We start from the raw sequence: 2,135 nt of genomic DNA on the forward strand, positions 1-2,135 counted from the left end.
TGTAAATAGCAGCGGTAAAATGCAGGAAAAAGGCAATTAAGAATTGTCGGTTTTCCTGCATTTTTGATAATATGGATCACATCGTAATTATTAGGAGGACTTCGATGTGAGACAAGATATCCGTGAAGGAGTTAAAAAATATATGAGTGATGACATCAAACCAAATTATGCCGCCTTAGCAAGGCAGTACAACTGTGACTATCGAACCATTAAGCAAGCTTATAAGGACATAAAATGTAATAAAGACATTCAAGCAAAACCACAGAAAAAAAGGAAAAGTAAATTAGATCCCTATCGGGCTATTATTCAAACCAAGTTGGATATGAATTGTTCAGCAATGGCGATTTTTAAATTTATTGAAAAGAAAGGGTTCATCGGTAAATACTCTATTGTGCGAGATTACTGTGCTAAGTATCGAAAGCAACGTGTCAAAAAGGCTACCATTCGTGTGGAACACACACCTGGGCTTTCGGCTCAAGTAGACTGGAAAGAAGAAATGACACTGTATAACAGTGAAGGAAAACCGTTTAAATTCAACATCTTCTTATATGTTTTACCCTATTCAAAGTTAAAATATCTCACCTTAATTTTTGAGCGTAGTCAGGATACTTTATTTGAATGTTTAGATGATGCCTTCGAACACACTGGTGGAATACCGACCGAAATTTGGTTCGATAATATGAAGCAAGTTGTCGATCATCAAAAATCAGATTTTGGTCACCCTGTTTTTAATGAACGATTCCGCCAATTTAGTAATGATGCTGGATATCATCCAATTGCATGTCGACCTTTTCGACCACAAACTAAGGGCGTAGTTGAAGCTTTAGCACGGACAACCGAACGGTTGCGTGTTTATAACTACGAATTTACCGACAGCGTTGAACTAATTAATATTGTCGACGACTTGTGCTATGACTTAAATCATGAGGTTTCGCAGGCGACAGATGAAGTTCCAACTTTAAAATGGAAGTCCGAAGAAAAAGAGTACCTACACGAACTACCGGCTGACCTTCTTGATCCATATTTTGAAGAAGATATTACCCGTATCGTCTCCAAAGAATCAATGGTTAACTTTCGTAAATGTAAGTACTCAGTAGATCCGCGCTACATTGGTCAGACTGTTAGCATAGAACTTACCAATGATGAGCGGCATATCCAGATTTATTATAACGGAGAAATGATACGAGCGCACGATATTACAACGCATCAGTTTAACTATGATGATAACGATCGAGTAAATATTCTTGGTGCAGACCTACTAAAAGGTCAAAGTGCAGAAAATATTCAAAAATACATTGAAGCGCACCTGAGTGATTATGATGCCATATGAGGGAAAAATGACGAGTAAATTTCAAGAATTACTTACTAACCTAGACGTACTAGGTTTGAATAAAATAAATGCTTATTTACCTGAATATATTGATCAGATTAATGGTCAGCAACTATCTTTTACTGATGCAATGCTTACTTTAACTGAAGCGGAGCTTCGATGGAAAACAGAACAGCAGACTCAGCAGCGAATTAAACGTGCACGTTTTCCGCAAGAAAAAACGCTTAAAGCATTCGACTTTAACTTTCAACCTAATATTAATAAGCAGGAAGTTGTCGGATTTCAAGATTTAGCGTTTATGGAAAAACAAGAAAATTTGGTATTCATTGGTAGCCCTGGTGTCGGTAAAACCCATTTGGCTATTAGCATTGGAATCGAAGCATGTCGGCAAGGAAAGCGAACATTATTTATTAACTGCCACGAATTACTGAGCCGCCTAAGGGTGGCTTATGAAAAAGGTGAATTAGATCGTAGTATCAACCGATATGCGCGCTATGAACTACTTATCATTGATGAAATTGGATACTTACCAATTGATCATGATGAAGCCAATTTACTTTTTCAATTAATTAATGCACGCTATGAACAAAATTCAACAATTATAACGAGCAACACTGATTTATCAGGATGGGTGGAGATCTTTCAAAACCCAACAGTTACTGCGGCGATCTTGGACAGATTAGTTCATCATGTCCATGTAGTTAAGATCACCGGTAAATCATATCGGTTAAAAGGTGTTGGTTAATCGCCAAAAACCTACAATTTTAAACCGCCATAAAACGACATTTTATCGCCGCTATTGACA

At 37.2% G+C, this 2,135-nt stretch carries 2 protein-coding genes; both read left to right on the forward strand.

The window, feature by feature from the left end; genetic code table 11:
- The first annotated feature begins 106 nt into the window (after positions 1-106).
- The gene (istA, locus tag FC26_RS08590) at positions 107-1,330 is read left to right on the forward strand and encodes an IS21 family transposase (RefSeq protein ID WP_057779679.1); all 1,224 of its coding nucleotides are present in this window, start codon (positions 107-109) and stop codon (positions 1,328-1,330) included.
- Between the two features lie 7 nt (positions 1,331-1,337).
- Positions 1,338-2,075 carry an IS21-like element helper ATPase IstB gene (istB, locus tag FC26_RS08595; protein WP_057779681.1) on the forward strand — a complete coding sequence of 246 codons (738 nt, stop codon included), beginning with the start codon at positions 1,338-1,340 and terminating at the stop codon, positions 2,073-2,075.
- Positions 2,076-2,135: the final 60 nt, after the last annotated feature.

Source organism: Paucilactobacillus vaccinostercus DSM 20634 (assembly GCF_001436295.1).
Taxonomy (GTDB): domain Bacteria; phylum Bacillota; class Bacilli; order Lactobacillales; family Lactobacillaceae; genus Paucilactobacillus; species Paucilactobacillus vaccinostercus.

Excerpts from the sequence above, each read along its gene's own strand:
- istB (WP_057779681.1), top strand. The coding sequence starts at position 1,338 with ATGACGAGTAAATTTCAAGAATTACTTACTAACCTAGACGTACTAGGT.